At 73.9% G+C, this 6,918-nt stretch carries 3 protein-coding genes; all 3 read right to left on the bottom strand.

Annotated elements, in window-relative coordinates:
- Positions 1-36 precede the first annotated feature (36 nt).
- Genes GRC12_RS40150 through GRC12_RS40140 form a run of 3 tightly spaced genes read right to left on the bottom strand, consistent with a single transcriptional unit; the run spans position 37 to position 6,754 of the window.
- Positions 37-801, bottom strand: a complete 765-nt coding sequence (locus tag GRC12_RS40150) for an SDR family NAD(P)-dependent oxidoreductase (RefSeq protein WP_208785398.1) — start codon at positions 799-801, stop codon at positions 37-39.
- Between the two features lie 32 nt (positions 802-833).
- Positions 834-1,670, bottom strand: coding sequence for an Fpg/Nei family DNA glycosylase (locus GRC12_RS40145; protein ID WP_208785397.1), 837 nt, complete (start codon positions 1,668-1,670; stop codon positions 834-836).
- Positions 1,671-1,714: 44 nt separating this feature from the next.
- Positions 1,715-6,754 (bottom strand): ATP-dependent helicase, encoded by a 5,040-nt coding sequence (locus GRC12_RS40140; protein WP_208785396.1) that lies wholly within the window; start codon positions 6,752-6,754, stop codon positions 1,715-1,717.
- Positions 6,755-6,918 lie beyond the last annotated feature (164 nt).

Below are 6,918 nucleotides of genomic sequence, written 5' to 3'. Positions count from 1 at the left end.
CCCTGGGGGCGGGGCGGTGGCGGGCGGTGGCCCGCGCTACCAGGGCATCGCCACTCCGCCGTTCGGACGCAGGATCTGGCCCGTGACGAAGGACGAGGCGTCGCAGGCCAGGTAGAGCACCGCGTGGGCGACGTCCTCCGGTTCGCCGACCCGGGCCAGCGGGGACAGCCGGGCCATCATCGCCTCGGTCTGTGCCTGCGCCTCGGCCTCGTGCCGGTCGGTCATGGGCGTACGGGTCCAGCCCGGCGCGACCGCGTTGACCCGGATGCCGTGCCGGCCGACCTCGCTCGCCAGGGTCCTGGTGAGCTGGACCACGGCGGCCTTGGCGGCGCCGTAGCACAGCAGCCCCGGTCGGCCGGTGTCGACGGCGCCGGACGCCATGGTGACGATGCTCCCGCGCGCCTTTCGGGCGAGCATCGCGCGTGCCGCCTCCTGGCAGGCGTACAGGACGCCCTTGAAGTTGACGTCCAGCACCCGGTCGAGGTCCTCGTCGCGGGTCTCCAGGACCGGACTGCTGTGCATGATCCCGGCGATCGCGGCCATGACGTCCAGGCGCTCGCAGGAGGCGACGGCCCGGCCCAGCTGCTCCCGGTCGGTGACGTCGAGGTGGTGCGTGTGCGCCGTGCCGCCGACGTCCTTGACCAGGGTGGCGGTCTCGTGCAGGCCCTGAGCGTCGCGGTCGGCGCAGTGGACCGTGGCGCCGGCTTCGGCGAGCAGGACGGCCGAGGCGCGGCCGATGCCGCCGGCGGCCCCGGTGACGAATGCGGTGCGTCCGGTGAGGTCGTACGCCTTGACGGGCATGAGGGGACGGTACGAGGGTTTCTGACGGGCCGTCAATTGGTTGTACGGCGTGGAGTTCCGCGGGGTGGGGCGGTGCCCGGGGCCGGTCCCGTCTGGCAGCGCGGGCACCAGTAGGTGGGGCGCTCGCGGGAGCCGTCGCCCTGGTCGGCCACGCGGATCGAGGTGCGGCAGCGCAGACACGGGCGCGGGGCGCGGCCGTACACGAACAGGTCCTGACCGCGTCGGCCGGTCGTGCTGCGGACCGGGCGGTCGCGGTTGACCTCCAGAAGCCTCTTGGCGAACTCCGGCAGCTTCGCGGCGCGCTCGGCGGGCAGGGCACCGACGGGGAGCCAGGGGGTGACGCCGAGCAGGAAGCACAGCTCGCTCTTGTAGACGTTGCCGATGCCGGCGAGATTGCGCTGGTCGAGCAGGGCCTCGCCGAGGGGGCGCGCCGGGTCGGCGAGCAGGTTGGCGAGCGCCCGCTCGGGGTTCCAGTCCGGGCCGAGGAGGTCGGGGCCGAGGTGGCCGACGACGCGCTGTTCGTCCGAGGTGCGCATGAGCTCCAGGACGGGGAGGCGGTAGCCGACGGCCGTGTGGTCCTCGTTGCCGAGGATCACGCGGATCTGGTGGGACGGGCCGCCGGTCCAGCGGCGGCCGTTGGCGAACACCTTCCAGGACCCGTCCATCTTCAGGTGCGAGTGGAGGGTCAGCCCGCCCTCGACACGGGTCAGGAGGTGCTTGCCGCGCGGAGTGACGTCAAGGACCGTACGGCCCCTGAGGTCGGCCGTGGCGTACTTCGGCACCCGGAAGTCGCTGCGGGTCAGCACCTTGCCCGCGAGGGCGCCGTGCAGGCGTCTCGCGGTCTGCCAGACCGTGTCTCCCTCGGGCATGGGTCAAGGGTGGCACGAGGCGGCGGGACGGCGCGGTGTGCTGGTCACGCCCGCAGCCGCAGCCCACGGGGCGTCGCGATGAAGCCCGCTCCTTCCAGGAGGGCGCCGATCGGTGAGGTGAGGGCCGAGGCGCCGTTCACCCGCTCGACCGTGACCGTGCCGAGGGAACCCGCGCGGGCTGCCCCGGCGAGGGCTTCGGCGGCCGTCCGCAGCCGGGGGTCGTCGGTCGCTGTGCCGTCCGGTTCCGCGGGCCAGGCCAGCAGGGTCTTGCCGCCACGCTCCATGTAGAGGGTCAGCTCGCCGTCGACGATCACGACCAGGGAGCCCGCCTTGCGGCCCGGCTTGTGACCCGCGCCGGTCGGAGGCTCCGGCCAGGGGAGGGCGGCGCCGTACGCGTTGGCCGGGTCGGCGGCGGCCAGGACCACGGCCCGGTTGTCGGGCGTGCGGCGCCGGTTGGGGAGGGCGGCGCCGTACGAGTCGTAGGAACCGAAGGGGGAGGTGGAGCCGCCTCGCGGGCCGCCCGCTCCTGGGGAGGACAAGTCACGGGGGAAGTCGCGCGGGGAGACGTATTCGTCCCTCGACGGGGTGCGCGGGACGCCGAAGTCGTCGTCGAGGCCGGGACGGCTTGTATCAGTCCGGTCGCCGCTCGGGGCGGTGCCGTCCGCGTTGTCGAAGGCGTCCGTCCAGTCGAAGGAGTCGGGGAAGTCGGCGCCGTAGGGGGTGTGGCCGAGCGGGGTGTCACCGTCGGCCGCGCGGTCGCCCGGCGGGGTGAAGGCGTGGGGGGAGCCGAAGACGCTGTCTCCTGGGGTGCCGTCGGTGGGCGGCTGGGGCAGGGCTTCGCCCCGGTCCCGGGCGTTGGACACCGCGCGAAGGCGGTCCACCGCGCCGTCCATCGCGAACTGGGCGGCGCCGAGTCCCTCCACCACATAGCCCCGCCGTGCCTGCCCGCTCTCCTCGAACGCCGACAGGATGCGGTACGTCGCCGAGAAGCCGCCCTCGACGCCCTCGGCGGCGACGGCCCCCCGGGTGACCACGCCGTGCCGGTCGAGGAGGGTGCGGGCGAGCGCGTGCGCGCGGACCGTCGCGTCGGCCTCGCGGGACGGGAGCAGGGACCAGCGGCCGGCGACCGTGGGCGGGCCGCTGCGGGAGGCGGGACGGGCGGCCGCCGTGAGGGAGCCGTAGCGGCCGCGCGGGACCGCTCGCTTGGCGCGGTGGGCCGTCGAGCCCGCGGTGCGGCCCGATCCGAGCAGGGAGCGCATGGGGGTGAGGGTGTCGTTCGTCAGCCGGCCGGACCAGGCCAGGTCCCAGACGGCGTCGGCCAGTTGGGGATCGGTGACGTCGGGGTGCGTGGTGGCGCGGACCTGGTCGGCGATCTGGCGGAAGAACAGGCCGTAGCCGCCGGAGAGGGCGGTCAGGACTGATTCGTGCAGCGCCGTCAGCTCCAGGGGGTGCGGCGCGGGCAGGAGCAGAGGGGCCGCGTCGGCCAGGTAGAGGGAGACCCAGCCGTCCTTGCCCGGGAGGGCCCCCGCGCCGGCCCAGACGATCTCCCCGGCCGCGGTGAGCTCGTCCAGCATCGCCGGGGTGTAGTTGGTGACGCGGGACGGCAGGACCAGCTTCTCCAGGGCCGAGGCGGGCACGGACGCACCCTGCAACTGCTCGACCGCCCGCACCAGTCCGTCGATGCCGCGCAGCGCGTGCCCCTTGCCGATGTGCTGCCACTGCGGGAGGAACTGGGCGAGGGCCTGTGGTGCCACCGGTTCGAGTTCGTGGCGAAGGGCAGCCAGGGAGCGGCGGCGCAGCCTGCGCAGCACGGCCGCGTCGCACCACTCCTGGCCGATGCCCGCCGGATGGAACTCGCCCTGTACGACACGGCCGCCGGCGGCGAGCCGCTGCAGGGCACCTTCCGTGACCGCAACGCCCAGGCCGAAACGGGCCGCGGCCGTGGCCGAGGTGAAGGGGCCGTGGGTGCGGGCGTAGCGGGCGAGGAGATCGCCCAGTGGGTCCTTGACCGGTTCCATGAAGGCTTCCGGCACGCCGACCGGCAGGGCCGTGCCGAGCGCGTCGCGCAGCCGGCCCGCGTCCTCGATCGCCGCCCAGTGCTCGCCGCCGCCGATGCGCACCCGGATCACGCGGCGGGCGCCGGCCAGCTCCTGGGCCCACTGCGGCTCCGCCCCCCGCTCGGCCAGCTCGGCGTCGGTCAGCGGACCGAGGAGGCGCAGGACGTCCGCGACGCCCTCGGCGTCCTTCACCCGCCGGTCCTCGGTGAGCCATTGCAGCTCCCGCTCCAGCTCGGTCAGCACCTCGGCGTCGAGGAGTTCGCGCAGCTCCGCCTGGCCCAGCAGTTCGGCCAGCAGCCGTGAGTCCAGCGACAGGGCGGCGGCGCGGCGCTCGGCGAGCGGAGAGTCCCCTTCGTAGAGGAACTGGGCCACGTACCCGAACAGGAGTGAGCGGGCGAAGGGAGACGGCTCGGGAGTGGTGACCTCGACCAGGCGCACCTTGCGGGACTCCAGGTCGCCCATCAGCTCCACGAGGCCGGGGACGTCGAAGACGTCCTGCAGGCACTCGCGGACGGCCTCCAGGACGATCGGGAACGAGCCGAACTCGCTGGCGACCTCCAGCAGTTGGGCGGCGCGCTGGCGCTGTTGCCACAGCGGGGTCCGCTTGCCCGGGTTGCGCTTGGGCAGAAGCAGCGCGCGTGCGGCGCACTCGCGGAAGCGCGAGGCGAACAGGGCCGAGCCGCCCACTTGATCGGTGACGATCTGGTCGACCTCGCCCTTGTCGAAGACGACGTCCGCCGCGCCGACCGGTGCCTGTTCCGCGTCGTACTCCGTTCCCGCTTTCATGGGCTCCTGGTCGAGCAGGTCCAGGCCCATCAGATCGGCGTCCGGCAGGCGCAGCACGATGCCGTCGTCGGCGTGCATCACCTGGGCGTCCATGCCGTAGCGCTCGGAGAGCTTGGCGCCGAGGGCGAGCGCCCACGGGGCGTGGACCTGGGCGCCGAAGGGGGAGTGGACGACGACCCGCCAGTCACCCAGCTCGTCGCGGAATCGCTCGACGACGATCGTCCGGTCGTCCGGGACATGGCCGCAGGCCTCGCGCTGCTCGTCCAGGTACGACAGGACGTTGTCGGCGGCCCAGGCGTCCAGGCCCGCCGCGAGGAGGCGCAGCCGGGCGTCCTCCTTGGGCAGCGAACCCACTTCGCGCAGGAACTGGCCCACCGCCCGGCCCAGTTCGAGCGGCCGGCCGAGCTGGTCGCCCTTCCAGAAGGGGAGCCGGCCCGGCACTCCCGGCGCGGGGGAGACCAGGACGCGGTCGCGCGTGATGTCCTCGATGCGCCAGGAGCTGGTGCCCAGCGTGAAGACGTCGCCCACCCGGGACTCGTAGACCATCTCCTCGTCCAGCTCGCCGACCCGGCCGCCGCCCTTCTTCGGGTCGGACCCGGCGAGGAAGACACCGAACAGGCCGCGGTCCGGGATCGTGCCTCCGGAGGTGACGGCGAGGCGCTGGGCACCGGGGCGGCCGGTGACCGTGCCGGTGACGCGGTCCCAGACCACACGCGGGCGAAGCTCGGCGAACGCGTCCGACGGGTAGCGGCCGGCGAGCATGTCCAGGGTCGCCGTGAAGGCCGACTCCGGGAGCGAGGCGAAGGGGGCCGCCCGGCGGACCGTGGCGAGCAGGTCGTCGACCTGCCAGGTGTCCAGCGCGGTCATGGCCACCAACTGCTGGGCCAGGACGTCCAGGGGGTTGGCGGGGACCTTCAGGGACTCGATGGAACCGGTGCGCATGCGCTCGGTGACCACGGCCGCCTGGACGAGGTCGCCGCGGTACTTCGGGAAGACCACGCCCGTGGAGACCGCGCCGACCTGGTGGCCCGCCCGCCCCACGCGCTGGAGGCCGGAGGCCACGGAGGGGGGTGATTCGACCTGGACGACGAGGTCGACCGCGCCCATGTCGATGCCGAGTTCGAGGCTGGAGGTCGCCACCACGGCAGGCAGGCGGCCCGCCTTGAGGTCCTCCTCGACCAGGGCCCGCTGCTCCTTGGAGACCGAGCCGTGGTGGGCGCGCGCGATGACCGGCGGGGCTCCCTGGGCCGCGCCGGAGCCACCCATCAGTTCGGCCGGGGCGTGGTGCTCGTCCAGGGGTTCGCCGGTGGCGCGCTCGTACGCGATCTCATTGAGCCGGTTGCACAGGCGCTCCGCGAGACGGCGGGAGTTCGCGAACACGATCGTCGAGCGGTGGGCCTGGACCAGGTCGGTGATCCGCTCCTCGACATGCGGCCAGATGGAGGGGCGCTCCTGGCCTTCCGAGCCGTCGGCGACCGGGGAGCCGCCCAGCTCGCCCAGGTCCTCCACGGGGACGACCACCGAGAGGTCGAACTCCTTGCCCGACTTCGGCTGGACGATCTCCACCTTGCGGCGCGGCGAGAGGTACCGGGCGACCTCGTCGACCGGGCGGACGGTCGCCGAGAGGCCGATGCGGCGGGCCGGCTTCGGCAGGAGCTCGTCGAGGCGCTCCAGGGAGAGGGCGAGATGGGCGCCGCGCTTGGTGCCGGCCACCGCGTGCACCTCGTCAAGGATCACCGTCTCGATGCCGGTCAGCGCGTCGCGGGTCGCCGACGTCAGCATCAGGAACAGGGACTCCGGGGTGGTGATCAGGATGTCCGGAGGGCGGGTGGACAAGGCGCGGCGCTCCGCGGGCGGGGTGTCGCCGGAGCGGATCCCGACCTTGATCTCGGGCTCGGGCAGGCCCAGCCGGACGGACTCCTGGCGGATGCCGGTCAGCGGGCTGCGGAGGTTGCGCTCCACGTCGACCGCGAGGGCCTTGAGGGGCGAGACGTACAGCACCCGGCAGCGCTTCCTCGGGTCCGCCGGCGGGGGCGTCGAGGTCAGCTGGTCCAGGGCGGCGAGAAACGCGGCGAGGGTCTTGCCGGAACCGGTGGGGGCGACCACCAGCACGTCCGAGCCCTCTCTGATGGCGTTCCACGCGCCCGCCTGGGCCGCGGTGGGCGCGGAGAAGGCCCCCGTGAACCAGCCGCGGGTCGCGGGGGAGAAGCCGTCCAGGGCTCGGTGTGCGGAGCTGACCATGCGTCCATCCTGCACCCGCCCACTGACAATGGCTCTGACCTGTGGGTTCGCGTCGCGGGGGTGGTGAGTGGGGGCGTCTCGGTCGGTGACGGAGGTTGGCGGTCGGCGGATGGGTCGGGGACATGGCGGTGTGGCCGTGGGTGGTCGGCGGATGGGTCGGGGAC

The sequence above is a fragment of the Streptomyces griseorubiginosus genome, assembly GCF_017614965.1.
Classification (GTDB): Bacteria; Actinomycetota; Actinomycetes; order Streptomycetales; family Streptomycetaceae; genus Streptomyces; species Streptomyces griseorubiginosus_B.
Note: the sequence above shows the minus strand (reverse complement) of the source record. Positions and strands in the feature narration are given on the sequence as shown.